The sequence below is a fragment of the Mycetocola lacteus genome (genome assembly GCF_003667575.1).
In the GTDB taxonomy this organism is placed as follows: domain Bacteria; phylum Actinomycetota; class Actinomycetes; order Actinomycetales; family Microbacteriaceae; genus Mycetocola; species Mycetocola lacteus.
In genome coordinates, this window is sequence record NZ_RCUY01000005.1 from 210,070 (window position 1) to 226,443 (window position 16,374).

The 16,374-nt window shown below is 68.0% G+C and carries 17 protein-coding genes; 9 read left to right on the plus strand and 8 right to left on the minus strand.

Translation table 11 applies throughout. The features are described from left to right. Positions 1 to 9: 9 nt before the first annotated feature. Together D9V34_RS06490 and D9V34_RS06495 are read left to right on the plus strand one after the other, a co-directional pair. Positions 10 to 1,116: an L-idonate 5-dehydrogenase gene (locus D9V34_RS06490; protein ID WP_121688036.1), complete on the plus strand. Its 1,107-nt coding sequence runs from the start codon at positions 10 to 12 to the stop codon at positions 1,114 to 1,116. After that, positions 1,116 to 2,471, plus strand: a complete 1,356-nt coding sequence (locus tag D9V34_RS06495; protein ID WP_121688037.1) for a mannitol dehydrogenase family protein — start codon at positions 1,116 to 1,118, stop codon at positions 2,469 to 2,471. Before D9V34_RS06490 ends, D9V34_RS06495 begins: the two co-directional genes overlap by 1 nt. 81 nt (positions 2,472 to 2,552) lie before the next feature. On the opposite strand, the gene D9V34_RS06500 is transcribed toward D9V34_RS06495, so the two are convergent. From D9V34_RS06500 to D9V34_RS06515, 4 genes are all read right to left on the minus strand, one after another. Further along, positions 2,553 to 2,885: a nuclear transport factor 2 family protein gene (locus tag D9V34_RS06500; RefSeq protein ID WP_030143245.1), complete on the minus strand. Its 333-nt coding sequence runs from the start codon at positions 2,883 to 2,885 to the stop codon at positions 2,553 to 2,555. Between the two features lie 26 nt (positions 2,886 to 2,911). Continuing rightward, positions 2,912 to 3,808, minus strand: coding sequence for an SDR family oxidoreductase (locus tag D9V34_RS06505; protein ID WP_121688038.1), 897 nt, complete (start codon positions 3,806 to 3,808; stop codon positions 2,912 to 2,914). Between the two features lie 30 nt (positions 3,809 to 3,838). Next, positions 3,839 to 4,609: an SDR family oxidoreductase gene (locus D9V34_RS06510; RefSeq protein WP_121688039.1), complete on the minus strand. Its 771-nt coding sequence runs from the start codon at positions 4,607 to 4,609 to the stop codon at positions 3,839 to 3,841. 165 nt (positions 4,610 to 4,774) lie between these two features. Continuing rightward, positions 4,775 to 5,335, minus strand: a complete 561-nt coding sequence (locus tag D9V34_RS06515; RefSeq protein ID WP_183091881.1) for a TetR/AcrR family transcriptional regulator — start codon at positions 5,333 to 5,335, stop codon at positions 4,775 to 4,777. Between the two features lie 101 nt (positions 5,336 to 5,436). On the opposite strand from D9V34_RS06515, the gene D9V34_RS06520 reads away from it, so the two are divergent. From D9V34_RS06520 to D9V34_RS06535, 4 genes are all read left to right on the plus strand, one after another. Continuing rightward, positions 5,437 to 6,324, plus strand: coding sequence for an aldo/keto reductase (locus tag D9V34_RS06520; RefSeq protein WP_121688041.1), 888 nt, complete (start codon positions 5,437 to 5,439; stop codon positions 6,322 to 6,324). A gap of 96 nt (positions 6,325 to 6,420) precedes the next feature. Continuing rightward, complete coding sequence (locus D9V34_RS06525; protein WP_121688042.1) at positions 6,421 to 7,059, plus strand: TetR/AcrR family transcriptional regulator; 639 nt, start codon at positions 6,421 to 6,423, stop codon at positions 7,057 to 7,059. Further along, on the plus strand, positions 7,059 to 7,982 hold the full coding sequence (locus D9V34_RS06530; protein ID WP_121688043.1) for a LysR family transcriptional regulator: 924 nt from the start codon (positions 7,059 to 7,061) through the stop codon (positions 7,980 to 7,982). The genes D9V34_RS06525 and D9V34_RS06530 overlap by 1 nt, the downstream gene beginning before the upstream one ends. Positions 7,983 to 8,051: 69 nt before the next feature. Further along, positions 8,052 to 9,074, plus strand: a complete 1,023-nt coding sequence (locus D9V34_RS06535; RefSeq protein ID WP_183091882.1) for an alcohol dehydrogenase catalytic domain-containing protein — start codon at positions 8,052 to 8,054, stop codon at positions 9,072 to 9,074. 6 nt (positions 9,075 to 9,080) lie between these two features. Here D9V34_RS06535 and D9V34_RS06540 read toward each other — a convergent pair whose 3' ends face one another. Next, positions 9,081 to 9,692, minus strand: a complete 612-nt coding sequence (locus D9V34_RS06540) for a helix-turn-helix domain-containing protein (protein WP_121688045.1) — start codon at positions 9,690 to 9,692, stop codon at positions 9,081 to 9,083. Positions 9,693 to 9,824: 132 nt separating this feature from the next. Here D9V34_RS06540 and D9V34_RS06545 point away from each other — a divergent pair, with 132 nt between their 5' ends. Both D9V34_RS06545 and D9V34_RS18240 read left to right on the plus strand, forming a co-directional pair. Next, positions 9,825 to 10,793, plus strand: coding sequence for an NAD(P)/FAD-dependent oxidoreductase (locus tag D9V34_RS06545; RefSeq protein ID WP_121688046.1), 969 nt, complete (start codon positions 9,825 to 9,827; stop codon positions 10,791 to 10,793). A 326-nt stretch (positions 10,794 to 11,119) separates the two neighbouring features. Continuing rightward, positions 11,120 to 12,961: an RNA polymerase sigma factor gene (locus tag D9V34_RS18240; RefSeq protein WP_121688047.1), complete on the plus strand. Its 1,842-nt coding sequence runs from the start codon at positions 11,120 to 11,122 to the stop codon at positions 12,959 to 12,961. A 3-nt stretch (positions 12,962 to 12,964) separates the two neighbouring features. Here the strand turns inward: D9V34_RS18240 and D9V34_RS06555 are convergent, their stop codons facing one another. Then, on the minus strand, positions 12,965 to 13,438 hold the full coding sequence (locus D9V34_RS06555; protein ID WP_147441629.1) for a hypothetical protein: 474 nt from the start codon (positions 13,436 to 13,438) through the stop codon (positions 12,965 to 12,967). 109 nt (positions 13,439 to 13,547) lie between these two features. Beyond that, positions 13,548 to 14,942, minus strand: a complete 1,395-nt coding sequence (locus D9V34_RS06560; protein WP_121688049.1) for an MFS transporter — start codon at positions 14,940 to 14,942, stop codon at positions 13,548 to 13,550. A 23-nt stretch (positions 14,943 to 14,965) separates the two neighbouring features. Here D9V34_RS06560 and soxR point away from each other — a divergent pair, with 23 nt between their 5' ends. Continuing rightward, on the plus strand, positions 14,966 to 15,511 hold the full coding sequence (soxR, locus tag D9V34_RS06565) for a redox-sensitive transcriptional activator SoxR (protein WP_121688050.1): 546 nt from the start codon (positions 14,966 to 14,968) through the stop codon (positions 15,509 to 15,511). Here soxR and D9V34_RS06570 read toward each other — a convergent pair. Then, positions 15,508 to 16,320, minus strand: a complete 813-nt coding sequence (locus D9V34_RS06570; RefSeq protein ID WP_220700550.1) for an AraC family transcriptional regulator — start codon at positions 16,318 to 16,320, stop codon at positions 15,508 to 15,510. The two genes, soxR and D9V34_RS06570, sit on opposite strands and share 4 nt — an antisense overlap. Between the last annotated feature and the right edge of the window lie 54 nt (positions 16,321 to 16,374).

The following is a 16,374-nucleotide window of genomic DNA, read 5'->3' on the forward strand; positions in this document are numbered from 1 at the left end:
GGAATCAGCATGAAAGCCGTTACCGTTCACGCCGCCGGAGACCTCCGGATCGACACCGTGCCCGACCCCGTTCCCGGACCGGGCGAAGCCCTGGTCCGACTGGAGTGGGGCGGGATCTGCGGGTCGGATATCGCCTACTGGCGCTCGGGAATCTCGGGGACCGCGGTGCTGACCGAACCACTGATTCTCGGCCATGAGGTGGCCGGAACCGTGGTCGCCTTTGGCGATGGTGGATCCTCGATCCCCGTGGGTACACCGGTCACCATCCACCCGGCGAGCATCGCCGAGGGATCGACCCTGGCCCCCGAACTCGCGGGCCGCGACAACCTGCACTCGAAGGTGCGCTACTTCGGTTCGGCCGCGTTTACCCCACACACCCAGGGTGGGTTCTCGACCCTGCGCGTGGTCCGGGTGGATCAGCTGCGGGCGCTGCCCGCGGGCGTGTCCACCCGGACCGCCTCGGTGGCCGAGCCACTGGGGGTCGCCCTGCACGCGATCACCCGGGCCGGTTCCCTCGCGGGCAAGCGGGTTCTGGTCAACGGTGCCGGGCCGATCGGTGCCCTGGTGGTGGCCGCCGCGGTTTCCGCCGGCGCGGCCACGGTCTATGCCTCGGATGTGGCGGCCTCCTCACTGGAGATCGCCGGCGCGATGGGTGCCCACGTGCTCATCAATCGCGCCCAGGGCGAGGCACTGCCCGAGGATGTGGACGTTGCCTTCGAGGCGTCCGGGGTTCCGGCCACCGTGGGCGATGTGCTCGGCGCGACCGCGCGCGGCGGCATCGTGGTCCAGGTGGGCAACCTGCCCACCGGCAACGTATCGGTGGGACTCGGGGCGCTGGTCAGCCGCGAGATCGACTACCGCGGGACCTACCGCTTTGCCGGGGAGTTTGATCGGGCGATCGAGCTGCTGGCAGGCGGGCTGAACGTCGAGCCGCTGCTCACCCATGAGTTCGATCTCGACGATGCCCTGGCCGCGTTCGAAACCGCCGCGGATCGCTCCACCGGCAGCAGCAAGGTGCTGCTGCGCCTGAGCGCTGAGACGGGTGAGAGCTCGGGGGCTGGGACTGACTCCGCCGCTTCGACCGCCTCATCCAAGTCTTCCGAGGAGGCCCTCTAGTGTCCACGACTACCGCTCCCCGTCTGACCCGCGACCCCGGCACCGCGGCGCCGGTGCGCATCGTCCACCTGGGCATCGGCGCGTTTGCCCGCGCCCACCAGGCGTGGCTCACCGGCCTGGCCGATACCGCAGGCGAGTGGGGTATCGCCGCCTTCACCGGGCGCAGTACCACCGTGGCCGATGAGCTGGCACCGCAGGGCGGGCTGTATACGCTGATCACCCGCGCCGCCGAGGGCGACCGGGCCGAGATCGTGGACAGCATCGTGGCGGTGTATCCGGGGTCGGATATCCCGACCTGGAGTGCCCTGGTTGCCGCCGATACCACGGTCCTGATCACCCTGACCATTACCGAGGCGGGCTACCGGCTGGGTGCCGATGGCGCGCTGGATACCTCCGATCCCGCGGTCCGCGCGGACATTGAGGGTTTCGGGCACCGCGATCCCGAAACCGCTCCCGGCCGCCTGGTGCACGGCCTGGCAGCGCGCCGAGCCGCGGGTGCCGGGCCGATCGCCATCGTTTCCTGCGATAACCTGCCCGGAAACGGCGAGCTGGTGCGGGCGATGCTCGCCGACTTCGCCGCCGCGGTGGACCCGGGCCTGGCCGAGTGGATCGCCGCCCACGTGTCGAGCGTCTCGACCTCAATCGACCGGATCACCCCGCGCACGACCCCCGAGGATGTCGAGACCGCCGCCGAGCTGACCGGGTTCGCTGATGCATCCCCGGTGGTTACCGAGCCGTTCTTCGACTGGGTTCTCAGCGGAGACTTCCCCGCCGGACGCCCCGCCTGGGAACACGCGGGTGCCCGCTTCGTGGAGGACATCGAGCCCTTCGAGGCACGCAAGCTGTGGCTGCTCAACGGCGCGCACACCCTGCTCGCCTCGGCCGGACGCCTGCGCGGACACGAGACCGTCGCCGAGGCACTGGCGGATCCCGCCTGCCGCGGCTGGGTTGAGGCATTCTGGGACGAGGCTGCCCGCCACCTCACGGCCCCCGAGCTGGAACTCCCCCGCTACCGTGCACAGCTGATCGAGCGATTCGAGAACCCGCGCATCCGGCATAACCTGGCGCAGATCGCGCTGGATAACGTGACCAAGATCCGGCTGCGCATCCTCCCGGTCCTGCGCGCCGAACGCGAGGCCGGGCGCACCGGCGAGGCCGCCGCCCGCGCCGTGGCCGCCTGGGCAGCCTTCGAACTCGCCGCCCCGGCCGCCGCACCGGACGCCGAGGCTGCCGCCGAGGCTGCCGCCGAACGCACCCTGCCCGAGATCCTGAGCGCTCTCGACCCCGCGCTCACGGAGGAACCGGCGCTACTCGCCCGCATCACCGGCCTGGTCGCCGAACTCGGCGCCCGCTAGATCCGTACCCGGCACACGCAGGCTCAACAACACAACGGGGCCCCTTCTCCCGCGGGAGAAGGGGCCCCGTTGTGCTAGAACCTAGTTGGGTGTGATCCGCAGGCGAGAAATCCGGTCGCCCGCGAGTTGGAAGCGCATCGGGCCGGTGCCGTTATAGCCATCGCCGCTGACCCTGAGTGTCACGATCCACTCCTCCCCGGCGGGTGCCTGCTCGACACTCACCAGATCGAAGTGCGCGTTGACCCCGATGTTGTCGGTGCGGTTCCAGTCGGCGATGCCGCCGGCCCCGCGGAAGACGCGCCCCCAGTCATCCAGCAGGGCGTCCTCGGTGAAGGCCGCCACAAAGCCGGCGGAGTCCTGGGCGTTGGTGGTGTCGATGAACCGAGCAATCGGTTCCGGAAGGGTGGGGGTCATGACTACTCCGTTCGATTCGAGGGAAACTAGGCCCGCGGGGTCACCGTGAGCAGGTCACCGAGGCCCACACGGTTGAGGAATGCTTGCTGATTGGCATCCGAAAGTGCCGCGACCGCCTCGGATCCATCGTTTGCCGGGTCGATGTGAACCCGGTACGGACGCGTCCCGGCGGGCAGCGCCACGATGCGGGCAATCTCGTCGGAGACCATCGAGGCATTCGCATCCGGTGGGGAGAGCTCGGCCAGCTTCTGTGACACCTGCTCCATCAGCCCCGCATAGCGGGTCTCATACTCGGCCACGGTTTCCTGATCGGCCGGGCGACCCGAGTGTGCAAAGTGGTTGGTTCCGTTGGTGAACGATCCGGGGACCACGATCGAGGTCTCCACACCCCAGCGCGAGAGCTCGGCGGCATAGGACACCGCGAGCGAGTCCATGCCCGCCTTGGCCGCAAAGTACGGGGCCAGGTAGGGCGGGGTCCCACCGAGCACCGAGGTGCTGGATACCCAGATTACCAGTCCGTTGCCGCGATGACGCATATTTGGCAGCGCGGCCCGGTTGACCCGCTGGGTCGAGAGCACGTTGACGTTGTACAGCTCGGCCAGCTGTTCGGGGGTGAACGCCTCGGTGGGTCCGGTGACCATGTGGCCGGCGTTATGGATGAGCACGTCGATCCGACCGTGCTCGGCGTGAATCTGAGCCACGGCGGCATCCACCGAGTCCTGGCTGTTGACGTCGAGTTCGATGGCGCGCAGATCGGCCCCGTGCTCGGCGGAGAAGTCCGCGGCCGCCTGAACCTGCGGGGCGTTGCGGCCGGTGGTTTCGCGCATGCCCGCATAGACGGTGTGTCCGGCGCTGGCGAGTGCGCGTGCGGTGAGTGCCCCAAAACCGCTCGAGGCACCGGTGATCAAGACGATGGTGGTCATGATTTTTCCCTGTGTTTCCGTGGGCCGCGCTTAGGCGAGTCCACCGTTGGTGTAGATGACCTGGCCGTTGACCCAGCGAGCCGGACCGGCGAGGAAGGCCACGGTTTCGGCGATGTCCTCGGGCTGACCCAGACGCTCCAGCGGGACGGCCTTGGAGAGGTTTTCGATGGTCTGCTCGTCCTTACCGTTGAGGAACAGCGGGGTTGCGGTGGGGCCGGGGGCCACCACGTTCACGGTGATGTTTTTGCCCCGCAGCTCGCGGGCCAGGATCAGGCTGATCGACTCGACCGCGGCCTTGCTGGCCACATAGGCGCCGTAGGTCGGGAACTTGGTACGGGACACCGAGGTGGAGAAGTTGATCAGCGCGCCGCCCGAGCGCAGGCGGTTCGCGGCCAGCTGCGAGATCACGAAGGTGCCGCGGATGTTTGTGCGGTGCATGCGGTCGAGGTCATCGAGGTTCAGGGTGGCGATGGGACCGAGGATCATGATGCCGGCGGTGTTGACCACCACGTCGATCCCGCCAAAGGCCGCCTCGGTCTGGTCAAACGCGGTGGCCATCGCAGTTTCATCGGCGACGTCCCCGCCCACCACAATCGCGGATCCACCGGCGGCGGTCACGGCGGCCACGGTCTCCTCGGCGGCGGCGCGGTTGCCCGAGTAGTGCACGGCCACCGAGTAGCCGTCGGCGACGAGGCGTTCGACGGTGGCGCGGCCGATGCCGCCGGATCCGCCGGTCACGAGGGCAACGCGGCCCTGGGTGGCGGTGTTCGCCGAGGCTGTGGTGTTCGAAGTGCTGGTCATGATGTCTCCCGATTGAGTCTGTGTCGAGGAGGCGACCGGGTGGTGATCGTCGATTCCCTCGAACTGATAGCAACGATAACACTAGATTGATATCAGTGCAAACATTTTGCTGAGGGCAGCAAAAACGCCCCGAGGATTTCCCTCGGGGCGTTTCCCAATTCCCGCTCAGTTCGCGGGCCGCAGACCCCGCAGCGCGGCGGCAAAAACGCGCTCCCGTTGCGCATCATCCCGATAGACGGCCGCGCTCACCGCGATGGCCAGGCGCATCACATCATCGGCCTCAAGGTCGGACGCGACGGCACCCGCCTCCTTGGCCGGCTCCAAAACCACGCGCCCGGCCGCATACAGCGCCTCAATCAGCGTGGGGTAACGACTGGGCTCGAATGCCAAGCCCTCCATGAGGAGGCGCTTGGTCCCCATTGCCACGATCAGGCGACGCAGCCAGAGCGTCAACGCCTCAAAGGGATCACCCTCCCCCGTGACGCTCTCGGCATATTCACAGACCAGGGCGACCTCACGCGCATAGAGCGCCTCCACGAGATCGTCTCGGCGAGGAAAATGCCGGTAGAGCGTGGCGCTTCCCACCCCGGCAATCCGCGCAATTTCATCCATGCTCGACTGGGAACCCGAGCGCTCAAACACCTCGCGAGCGGCGGCGACGATCGCATCAAAATTTCTTGCGGCATCGGCTCGCGCCGGCCGCTTGGATACCAGTGGATCGGTCATTTCACTACTCTCGCTTGAAAACGGGGACACTCCCCAGATAGAATCGGGGACACTCCCCACTTTTACGGGGATGCTCCCCATTTTACGAGAAAGCCGCTTCAATGACCAGCAGAACACTCACCATTGGCTCCTCCCACACGGTGACCCGGATTGGCTTTGGTGCCATGCAGCTCACCGGCGAACAGGTATGGGGACCCTACCCCGACCATGCGGGCGGCCTGGCCCTGCTTCGCGCCCTGCGCGAAGAGGGGGTGGACTTCATCGACACCGCCGATGTCTATGGTCCACACCACAATGAAACCCTGATCCGCGAGGCCCTGCACCCCTACCCCGAGCTGACCATCGCCTCCAAGGGAGGCTTTGTTCGCGGAGGCTTCGACTACGACACCCTGGGATGGGTCGGCAATCCGATCTACCTGCGCCAGAGCGCGGTCATGAGCGCAAGAAGACTCGGCCTGGATTCTCTCCCGCTGTACTACCTCCACAATGGTTATGCCACCGATGCCCCGTTTGAGGATCAGGTGGGAGCGCTACGGGATCTTCGCGACGAGGGACTCATCCAAAACATCGGACTCTCCAACGTCACTGCCGAGCAGTATGCCATCGCCCGGGAGATCGCCCCGATTGCCGCCACCACCGCGATGTACAACGCCGCCAACCGCACCGGCGGCGCACTCATGCGGGCGACCCTTGCCGATGGCGGCGTCTTCTCCCCCTGGTGGCCGATGAGCCTGCGCAAGAGCATCGACGATGCGACGCCGATTTATGCGGTGCTGGACCCGATCGCCGCCGAGCATGGCATCACGACCGGACAGCTGGCACTCGCCTGGCTCCTGCACCTCGATGACCGTATCCTTCCCATCCCCGGCACAACGAGCCGTGCACACCTCCGGGAAAACATGGCGGCCCTCGATGTGGTCCTCGGCAAGGACGAGGTCACGGCCATCTCCGCCCTCGTGTCCGAAGCCGCGGGCGAAGCTACCCACTAGCAAACCCCGGCGTGCGGCGGCGGCCCGGCCCACCCGTTGGGCCGCCACCGACGCCTATAATCCAGAGAGGACACCGTTACCAAACGCGAGGAGATCATGGCCGCGACCGTTGGGCTTACCCTCGAACACGTGGGCACCGTTGCCTCCGAGCTTGCCGACCGTCTCGGCTTTAACCGGGTCACCGTGTCGGCCCTCGCCCGCGAACTCGGCGTCAAGCCCGCGAGCCTCTACGCCCACGTGCGCGGGCTCGATGCGCTGCGTGAGATCATCGGAACCCGCGCCCACGCGGTGCTGGCCGCCGACCTCACCCGCGCGACCGCCGGGCTACACACGCGCGCAGCCCTCGCCGCGGCTGCCGAGGCGATGCTTGAGATGTCCCGCCGACACCCGGGGCTCTGGCAGGCCAGCCGGGCACACTTCGCCGGTGAGGAGTTTGTGGCCGCCGGTCGGCGGGTCTCGGCGATCCTGGGCGGGGTGATCCGCGGCTACGGGCTTCCGGCGTCCGAGGTTCCACACGCGGTGCGAATCATCGGATCAAGCATCGGCGGGTTCATCGGACTCGATGACACCGGCGGGTTTTCCCATTCGGACCCCGAAACCGCCGCGTCCTGGCAGCGCCTGATCGACGTCTTAGACGGTGCCCTCTCGCACTGGCCCGCCGCGCCCGGCACGGCCACCGCCGCCGGCCCCAACACCGCCACCGCCACCGCCATGTCCACCGAGGAGCCCCGCTAATGGATCTGCGTCAGCTTGAATTCTTCCTGGCCGTGGCCGCCGAGGAGAACTTCACCCGCGCCGCCGAGCGCTCCTTTGTCAGCCAGCCGGGCCTGTCCTCCTCGATTCGCGCGCTCGAACGCGAACTCGGCGTGAGCCTGTTCACCCGCGGACGCGGGGGTGCCACCCTCACCGCCTCGGGCGACGCGTTCCGTCCACGTGCGGCGCTACTGCTGGGCGAGGCGCGCCGGGCTCAGGAGGCACTGCTGCGCGCGGCGAGCGCGAGCCCGCGCACCACCCGGATCGGTGCCGAACAGTGCCTGGGCGACTTTGTGGACCTGGTGGATCTGATCACCGCCTTTGGCAGCGCCCATCCGCACACCAGCATGCACTTCACCCAGGCTTCGACCCAGTCGCTGCACTCCCAGCTGGATACCGGCGAGATCGACCTGGCGCTGCTTGCCAACGGCCTGACCGAGGAGGTCTCGGCAACCTCGATCCCGCTGCGCCGGGAATCCTTTGTACTGCTCGGCCCGGAGGGACACCCGCTGGCCACCCGCGAGAGTCTTCGTCCCGAGGAACTGGACGGGGTCGCGACGATCGACTTCGCCGACACCTGGGCGGCGCGGCGCATCCTGGATGAGGCGTGGGCGCGCCGGGGCATCACCCGGCAGAGCGTGATGACCCTGGAAGACGTGCACATGCTGATCCGCCTGGTCGCCCGCGGCGGCGGGGTCGCGATTGTGCCCGAGTCGATGGCGGCGAAGCTCGAGGCGGCGGAGCTTCCCCGCGCGATCATCGAGGATGACTCCCTCGGCTGGGAGATCCGCCTGGTCCTCTCCGACACCGCGGATGAGACCGCCCGCGCGTTTGCCGAGACCTTTGTGGGGACCCCGCAGATCGAAACCACGCGCGGGGAACTCGCCGCCGCGCTGGGCCGCTAAAACCCATCCATACGGATCTCTTATTGGACGCGCTCTCAGGTCCGGTTTTAGCGTTGAGACATGACTTCGATGTTTGCACAAGAACTTGACCAGCCCGCGCCGATCGCGCAGGCACCCCTGACCTGGCGCGAAACCGCGCGTCCCGCCCCCGCCGCGGGCCAGCTGGAAATCCACGTGGTGGCCTGTGGCGTGTGCCGCTCGAACCTGCACATGATCGAGGGTGACTGGGTGGATGGCGGCGTGCCTGCAATCAGCCCGATCATCCCCGGCCACGAGGTTACCGGCTACGTCAGCGCCCTGGGCGAAGGTGTCACCGACTTCCAGGTGGGCGACCCGGTGGGCGTTCAGCCGCTGTGGTCCTCCTGCGAGACCTGCGAGTTCTGTACCAGTGGACGCGAAAACCTCTGCCACGATCGCAAGATCACCGGCGAGCACGTCAACGGCGGTTATGCGGAATATATGATCGCGACCGCCGCCCACACCTACCCGGTTCCCGCCTCCCTCGACCTGGTCGAGAGCGCGCCGCTGTTCTGCCCGGGCATCACCGCCTTTGCCGCGGTGGACAAGCTCACTGTGGGCCCCGGCGACACCGTAGCGATCTTCGGCCTCGGCGGCGTGGGCCACATGGCCGTGCAGTTTGCCGCGCTCACCGGCGCCCGGGTGATCGCGGTGGGTCGCACCCCCGAACACCTCGAGGTGGCCCGCGAGCTCGGCGCCGCCGACACCGTAGACTCCCGCGACCCCGAGGCCCTGGCCGCGATTGCCGACTCGGCCGATGCGGTCATCACCTTCGCCCCGGCCGACGTGGTCACCGAGCAGGCCTTCGGCGTGCTCAAGTGGGGTGGCACCCTGGTCAACGGCGTGCCGCTGACCCTGGCCGAGTTCCCGTTCAACAAGGCTCAGACCATCCAGGCCTCGGTGATCGGCACCCGGGAGCAGATGCGTGAGGTTCTGGAACTGGCGGCCGCGGGCAAGATCCGCACCGTGGTGGACAGCTTCGAGATGGCACGCGCCACCGAGGTGCTGAGCTCGCTGGCCGACGGGGCGCTGCGCTCGCGTGCGGTCCTCGCAAACCCCGGCGTCACCGCCTAAAACGCCCTACGCATTACCCGCCTCCTGGCCCGGGGACTCACGTCCCGGGGCCAGTTTGGTGTGCGCCCGCTCCCCCTGCTTGCCAAACAGGCTGAGGAGTTCCACCGTGCCCCCGGCCACCGGACCAAACCAGTGCGGAGTCCGGGTATCAAACTCGGCCGCCTCCCCCGGTTCCAACACCATGTCGCGCTCCCCCAGCAGGAGCCTGAGCCGGCCCGAGAGTACGTACACCCACTCGTACCCTTCATGCACCATGAGCGATTTGGGCGGCGTGCAGCGCGCCGGCGGCAGCACCATCTTGAACGCCTGGATCCCGCCGGGACGCCGCGTCAGCGGAATGGTTTTGGTTCCGTCCCGGTGCACGTGAGGCTTGACGTGGATGCGCGGATCCCCGGTTTCGGGGGCGTCCACCAGCTCGTCCAGGGTCATCCCGTAGGCACGGGCCAGCGGGAGCAGCTGTTCCAGGCTCGGGCGTCGCACGCCGCTCTCCAGCCGGGAGAGGGTGCTGATCGAGATGTCCGTGAGTTCGGAGAGCTCGGCGAGGGTCAGGTCACGCCCGGTGCGCAGGCGGTTGAGTCGCGCACCGAGGGCATCGAGGGTGTGTCGGGCATCGGTCATGGCTCCAGTCTGACACCAGACCGGCCGCCGGTGGCTACACACCACCCGTGAATTTTCCATTCAGCAAAACTCTTTGCTGTTTTATTGCGCTGCGCTTCAGGATGGAATCAACATCCACGAGACGGAGCCTTCATGAACCCCACCACCACCCCCTACGACGTGATCATCATCGGCGGCGGCGCGGCCGGCCTCGGCGCGGGCGTAACCCTCAGCCGGGCACGCCGCCGTACCCTGGTCATCGACGCCGGTGTCCCGCGCAACGCCCCCGCCGAGGGCGCCCACAACCTGCTGGGACTCGAGGGAATCCCGCCGCTGGAGCTGGTTGCGCGCGGCCGGTCCGAACTGGCCGGATACGGCGGCGAACTGCTGCTCGGCAGCGTCACCGATGTGGTGGCGGACCCCACGGGCATCGGGTTTACCGTGCACGTCACCCCCGATTCGGCGGGGGAACCCTCGACCCTGCGCGCCCGCCGCATCATCATCGCCACCGGCCTGACCGACGAGCTCCCCGATCTCCCCGGGGTCCGCGAGCGCTGGGGCCGCGAGGTGCTGCACTGCCCGTACTGCCACGGGTGGGAGGTGCGCGATCAGCCCATCGGCGTCCTGGCCAGCGGTCCGGGCTCGGTCCACCAGGCGCGCCTGTTTCACCAGTGGAGTCGCGATCTCACCTTCTTCACCAACGAGACCGAACTGGCCGCGGACACCCGGGAGGAGTTTGCGGCACTGGGCATCCGGATCATCGAGGGTGCCGTGGCCGGGCTGGATATCGACGCGGACACGCTGCGCGGCATCCGACTGAGCGATGGCACACTCATTCCACGCACGGCGGTTGTGGTGGCACCCCATATGGTGGCGAACCTGGATCCGGTAGCGAGCCTCAACCTCGCGATCACCGAGAACCCGATGGGCCGTGCCATCGAGACCGACGCCACCGGTCAGGCGAGCGTTCTCGGCGTCTGGGTCGCCGGCAACGCGACCGATCTGGGTGCGCAGGTCGGTGCCGCGGCGGCCGCCGGGGTCCGGGCCGGTGCCGTGGCCAACGCACACCTGGTGGATGAGGATGCCGCGGCGGCGCTCGATCGGTTCCGGAACACAAACTAAAAAGTTTCGGCGCGTCGTGTAACACCCGGCAGGGGTGGGCAGTGGTCATGGTGTGGGCATACCCTCCCCCCAGCCGGGATTTACCTCCCGGTCTTACCCGCCGAGCCAGGCGAGCTACCCTCTCGCGCGCTCGGATGCATCGTCGCGGCGCGACCCGAATCCGCCGCGACGATGCGGAACCCGCACCGCAGATACCCCTGGGGTAAGCTAGACGGCGGCTTTCCCACAGCCCGGGCCCACCCAGCCCGAAACACCCACAACCCGTCCCCCTTTCGGTGCACCCTCACCGAGATCGGGGGTGCGCGCCACCCGAAAGGCCGCAGTCTATGTCCGTCGTACCCGATAGCACCCTGTGTGATCAGGTGCGCGCCGGTCAAGCCGAGGCCATCGGTACGCTGTGGCAGCGCCATCACGAGTTCGCCCTCCGCCTGGCCCGGTCGATGGATCAGGACCTCGCCGAGGACGCCGTGTCCGATGCCTTCAGCAAGATCTACGATGCGCTGCGTGCGGGCGGCGGACCCACCGGCGAGTTCCGCGGGTATTTAACCCGCACCATCCAGAACACCGTGCGATCGGCCTGGAGTTCCGCGGGACGTCAAGTCCTCGTGGCCGAGGCGGAGGATCTGCCCGGCTTGCGGGTGGAACCCGGCGACCATCTGGGTGACCTGGCAACCCGCACACACCTGGCCGATGCCCTGGGCGCCCTGTCCGAACGCGATCGCGAGCTGATCACCGCCGTGGAGATCAACGGATCCTCCGTGGCCGACGCCGGTGCCGTCCAGGGGATGAATCCCGGTCAGTCCCGGGTCGCGCTGCACCGCGCCCGCACCCGACTGCGCAAGGCCTGGGTCGTGGCCGCGTTTACCGGCCCCGTGATCGATGACACCTGCGCTCAGACCGTGGGAAGATTCGCGGATCTGCGCTGGTCGGAGATCCCCGACCCGATTCGCGGCGGACTGCTCGGCCATATCGATGGGTGCGAGCGCTGCCGCGAGCAGTGGTTCCTGTTTGGTATTCAGGCGGCCTCGGTGGGGCTCGCACTCACCGGGCTGATCACCCTGGTGCCCCGCAAGCTGTTCCCCTCCAAAACCACGCAGGTGATCGCGGGTGCCGGCGCCGGGGTGGCCGTTGCCGGGGCCGCCCTCGCGGTGGGGCTGGTTGTTCTGCCTGCGGCGTCGCCGGCGGCATCACAAGACCCGGGCTCCTCGACCGAAGACTCACGCGATGAGGAGACTCCGTCGGCCTCGACTCCGGATCCCGAAGCGGATGCGCCCGCGACAGACCCGGGCTCCGGATCCACGCACCTCGGAGTCCAGGCCTCCTTTGTTCCGCTGAGGATCACGCGGCCCGACGCGCAGGCCCCGGTTTCGACTCCGGCACCGGAGGTGCCCGCGGCACCGGCTGTGGACGTCCCCGCGCAGATACCGACGCAGCCCACCCGGCCCACTCCGGCACCTACCCCCACACCCACACCCACTCCGGATCCCACACCAACCCCCGAGCCCACTCCCACTCCGGACCCCACGCCCACCCCGGACCCCACTCCGACCCCGGACCCCACACCGACACCGGATCCCACGCCGACCCCGGAGGATCCGCAGCCACCGACCGCGCCGGACGCACACTTTGACACCGCGGCCGGCAGCCTGAGCCTGTCCGGCACCGCGGCCACCCCCGGTGCCGACATCCTCGTTCACGGCTCCTATGCCGCCTCCCTGCGAACCTTCCAGCGGGTCTCCCCCACACTGCTTGCCAGCGCCCGGGTCGCCGCCGACGGCTCCTGGGAGAGCTCCGCGCTGGCCGGAATGACGCCGGTGGGCATCACCATCACCGTGACCGAGCGACTCGCCGACGGTCGCGAATCCGCGCCCACACCGGTTTCCACCGACGCCTCTTTCGCGCCGGTGGTGGCGGGAACGCCGCGACTAACCCTGCGCGGGGTCGAGTGGAGCCTCCGCGGCTGGCCCGGCGCTACCTGGGACACCTCGAAGTCAAAACTGGGACTCACCGGCACCCTGGATGCGAGCGGGCGGGGAACCGTCCTGGTGCGCTACTCGGACCTGGATCGGGCGATCACCCTGCGCGTGGGTTATGTGCGGGGCGGCATCCAGGGACCACAAACCCCGCTCGTGCTGCCACTGGGGATCGCCGAAAACCTACCGGAGTAGCCGCTATTCGGTGCGCAGGACCGGGTGGTGACCCAGGCGGGGGCCATCCTTCTTCCCGGATTCCTGCGGGTGGTTCGGGGTCCACCCAAACCACCCGTTACGCGTGGGAATGACGCTCCACTCGCCACAGGCGTACACCTCCTTGGCCGCATACGCGTTGGGCGCACCGGCCAGGACAAACGAGGGTGTGGACTGGCGCTGCTTGCGCGGGCACTTACGCGGATCCAGCTTGGTTTTCGAACTGATCAGTACCGACATGTCGGCGTTGTCCAGCGAACGCGCCCCGCGGATACGGTGCGCATCGGCGGGAACCCAGTCGGCGGTGATGCCCGATTTGATCAGGGCGTCACGGTCCTGAAAGCTCGCGGCCTTGGTGCGGGTGACCATCTCGTCAAAACCGGCACAGCCGGTGACCGTGATCGACAGGGCCAAAGCGGCACCGGCGAGGGCCAAAATCCGAGCGGGAATACGTGTCATGCTCCTACGTTAGGGTCCGGATCCGTGAAAATCATCCATCCCACGCATCATTCACATCATTCGAAAGAATGGTTAACAATGTGCCAAACCGGTATTACCGCGAGCGGAATCACCGAGTCCGGAGTCGGCGGGCCACCACCAGGGCGGCGGGGATCGACACGGCCACCAGAATGGCCAATCCGCCCGACACGACCTGCGCCGAGGTGAGTCCGGCAACCGAGGTTCCCAGCAGGATTCCGGCCAGCGCGGTCACGATCGCGTTACTCAGCAGCTGCACGGTGGCCACGCCCGAGGCGGCCGCCGCCTGCTCCTCCTCGCCCTCCACCGAGGACATTGCCGCGACACTCAGGTGCGGGAATCCGATGCCCACGCCGATGCCGATCAGGGACAGGGTCACGATCCAACCAATCAGTACGCCGATCCCATCCAACGTGCCCGACACCAGCGCGAACCCGGCCAGCCCGGCCACGGTGATAAACGGTGCGATGGTGCGTGCCCGCAGTCGCGCGCGGGTCCCGACGATCATCGCACTGAAGATCTCGGCGACCGTCCATCCCAGCGACGGCACGGCCCCCAGGTAGCCCGCGGGGAGGGCGGGCACGTTCCCGATCTCCTGCGCGAAGAGCGGCACAAACGACTCGATCATGACCGAGCCACCGATCATACCCGCGACCAGGTAGACCCACTTGAGGTTGGAGCCGCGGCGGAACGTCATCGCCGGGAGCAGGGGCGACCCGGCACGCTTTTCCACCACAACAAACAGCACCAGGGCAAGCACTCCCAGGGCCACGGCGAAAATCTGCCAGCCGCCGGTGACCACGGTCGCGATGCTAAAGAGCACCGCGGCGATCACCACCAGCACCAGCGAGCCCACGGCCAGGCCCGGCGCACCGGCTCCCTCGGGGCGGGGTGCGCGAATCACAATCAGCGCCATCACACCGAGCAGAATCGAGGCAATGGTGAGGATCAGGAAGGCTTCACGCCAGACCCCCGCCGAGGCAAACGCCCCACCGAGCGCGGGACCGGCGATCCCACCGATGGCCCACATCGCGGTGATCAGCACGGTTGCCCGAGTCCACACTCGCCGCGGCAACAGCGCACTGATAGATACGTAGGCGAGCGCGGCGAGGAAGCCGCCGCCGAGACCCTGCACAAGCCGTCCGGCCACCACCACCAGCATCGACGGTGCCAGCATGATGATCAGCGACCCCAGTGCAAATAGGCCAAACCCGATCAGGTACGCCCCGCGTGTGCCCAACCGAGTCGACGCACGGCCGGACAGGGCCGAGGCCAGGACCGACGCGGTCAGGTACGCGGTGTTCACCCACGCATACAGCTCCACCCCGTGAAGTTCGGCGCTGAGGGCGGGCAGCAACGCGCCGGTGACGTACACGGTCACCGCATAGAGGGCGACGCCGCCGGCTAGAACCAGGGAGATGGGGCCGGCGCCGCCGCGGAAAAGGTCCGCCCAGGTGCCGTGTTCTTCGGAAGTCTCGGTATGCATTACTTCAGGGTAAAATCTCAACCATGGTTGAGATCAAATCCGCGTCGCCGGATGAACCCCGCCGCAGCCCCACCGATCTGCTATCGATCGGTGAGATTGTGCGCCGAACCGGGGTCGCGGCCTCGGCACTGCACTTCTATGAGCGTCGCGGCCTGATCCATTCCGAGCGAAGCTCGGGCGGCCACCGGCTGTATCCGCGCCATGTGGAGCGGCGCATCGCGATCATCCAGACCGCCAAACGGCTGGGCATCCCACTCACCGAAGTTGCCGAACAGTTCGAGGCCCTCCCCGAGGATCGAATGCCCTCACTGCGCGACTGGAACCGCCTCAACGCGTCCTGGCGCGGGCAGCTTGCCGCACGCCAGCTGGAACTGGAGCGCCTGGAAACCGAGATGAACCAGTGCATTGGGTGTGGCTGCGTGTCGCTCGGCTCCTGCCGCGTAATCAACCCCAACGACGCTCTGGCGGCTCAGGGCGCGGGCGCCGTGCTGCTCACCCCGATCACCCCTGGTGAAATCGACGCCGAGGAAATCGACGCTGAGGAAATCGACGCCGAGCACAACACCTAGGCTGCGTCGATCACCCGTTCGCTGTCTACGGTGCCGGGTTCAGCCGTCGCCGCACCGGCGCCCTCGCGGCGTCCCCCGCTGGCCGCGGCAAAGTAGGCGGCGGGCGTATGCCCGGTGACCCGGCGAAACGCGGCCACAAACGCACTCGCGGTCGCGTATCCCACCCGGTCGGCCACGCGTCCCACCGGCTCCCCCGCCGCCAGATAGGCCATCGCCGCCTGCAATCGGGCGTTGACCCGCCACTGCGTGAAGGTCAACCCGGTCTCGGCGACAAACAGGCGCAGCAGGGTACGCGAGCTGGATCCCACCTGCCGGGCGAGCGCGTCCAAACCGCGCTGATCCCCAGGATCGGCCAGCAGGATCGCGGCCACCTCTCGCGCCCGTGGATCCACGGGCAGCGGGAGTTCAATGGTCGCCTTATCCACCGGGGCCAGCACCTGAAGCAGCACGGTTTCGGCACTAATCCGCGCATCCTCGGCAAGGTCCCCGGCCAGGTATCCGATGAGCTGGGCGGCCAGGGGCGACACCTCGAGAACCGTGGGCTGCGCCCAGGCGAGGGGACATCCCGCGGGGTCCAGGTAGATCCCCTCCATCACCGAACGCTGCAGCGCGGCGGCGGCATGCCAGGTGCCCGCGGGGATCCACAGCGCCAGGCTCGGCGGCAGCACCCAGTAGTGATCCTCGACATCAACCATCAGCACCCCCGAGCTGGCCCAGGCCAGCTGGTGGTAGCGGTGTACGTGGGTGCGGAATTTTTGGCCACGATCCATTTCGAATCGCTCCAGCCCGATCACGCTTGCTGCACCCACTCTGGCTCCCATTCGCCCGTCGATTTCCGGTGCCAATCCGCGACGTGGCCGATC

Excerpts from the sequence above, each read along its gene's own strand:
- D9V34_RS06490 (WP_121688036.1), top strand. The coding sequence starts at position 10 with ATGAAAGCCGTTACCGTTCACGCCGCCGGAGACCTCCGGATCGACACC.
- D9V34_RS06500 (WP_030143245.1), bottom strand. The coding sequence starts at position 2,885 with ATGACCCCCACCCTTCCGGAACCGATTGCTCGGTTCATCGACACCACC.
- D9V34_RS06505 (WP_121688038.1), bottom strand. The coding sequence starts at position 3,808 with ATGACCACCATCGTCTTGATCACCGGTGCCTCGAGCGGTTTTGGGGCA.
- D9V34_RS06510 (WP_121688039.1), bottom strand. The coding sequence starts at position 4,609 with ATGACCAGCACTTCGAACACCACAGCCTCGGCGAACACCGCCACCCAG.
- D9V34_RS06515 (WP_183091881.1), bottom strand. The coding sequence starts at position 5,335 with ATGACCGATCCACTGGTATCCAAGCGGCCGGCGCGAGCCGATGCCGCA.
- D9V34_RS06520 (WP_121688041.1), top strand. The coding sequence starts at position 5,437 with ATGACCAGCAGAACACTCACCATTGGCTCCTCCCACACGGTGACCCGG.
- D9V34_RS06525 (WP_121688042.1), top strand. The coding sequence starts at position 6,421 with ATGGCCGCGACCGTTGGGCTTACCCTCGAACACGTGGGCACCGTTGCC.
- D9V34_RS06530 (WP_121688043.1), top strand. The coding sequence starts at position 7,059 with ATGGATCTGCGTCAGCTTGAATTCTTCCTGGCCGTGGCCGCCGAGGAG.
- D9V34_RS06535 (WP_183091882.1), top strand. The coding sequence starts at position 8,052 with ATGTTTGCACAAGAACTTGACCAGCCCGCGCCGATCGCGCAGGCACCC.
- D9V34_RS06540 (WP_121688045.1), bottom strand. The coding sequence starts at position 9,692 with ATGACCGATGCCCGACACACCCTCGATGCCCTCGGTGCGCGACTCAAC.
- D9V34_RS06545 (WP_121688046.1), top strand. The coding sequence starts at position 9,825 with ATGAACCCCACCACCACCCCCTACGACGTGATCATCATCGGCGGCGGC.
- D9V34_RS18240 (WP_121688047.1), top strand. The coding sequence starts at position 11,120 with ATGTCCGTCGTACCCGATAGCACCCTGTGTGATCAGGTGCGCGCCGGT.
- D9V34_RS06555 (WP_147441629.1), bottom strand. The coding sequence starts at position 13,438 with ATGACACGTATTCCCGCTCGGATTTTGGCCCTCGCCGGTGCCGCTTTG.
- D9V34_RS06560 (WP_121688049.1), bottom strand. The coding sequence starts at position 14,942 with ATGCATACCGAGACTTCCGAAGAACACGGCACCTGGGCGGACCTTTTC.
- soxR (WP_121688050.1), top strand. The coding sequence starts at position 14,966 with ATGGTTGAGATCAAATCCGCGTCGCCGGATGAACCCCGCCGCAGCCCC.